The organism is Rhizobium ecuadorense (genome assembly GCF_001187535.1).
Classification (GTDB): domain Bacteria; phylum Pseudomonadota; class Alphaproteobacteria; order Rhizobiales; family Rhizobiaceae; genus Rhizobium; species Rhizobium ecuadorense.
The window spans coordinates 1-218 of record NZ_LFIO01000124.1; the positions used below are offsets into that span (position 1 = coordinate 1).

The following is a 218-nucleotide window of genomic DNA, read 5'->3' on the forward strand; positions in this document are numbered from 1 at the left end:
GGATGAGGCTTTACGCGTTGGCGAACTGGCGCTCGCAACCAACCCGAACGACACGGAACTGCTTGGAGAGTTCGGGACACGCGTGGCGATGGGCGGGGATTGGGCTCGCGGGGCAGCACTTCTTGAGCGGGCCATCGTTCTCAATCCGGGTGGCGGCGGTTACTATCACGGGACACGAGCGCTTGCTGCGTTCATGCTGAACGACGGCAAGACGGCGG

1 pseudogene is annotated in these 218 nt (G+C 63.8%); it reads left to right on the forward strand.

Going from position 1 to position 218, the window contains the following annotated elements:
- Nucleotides 1-218: pseudogene (locus AF337_RS04240) on the forward strand (adenylate cyclase); the annotation flags it as partial.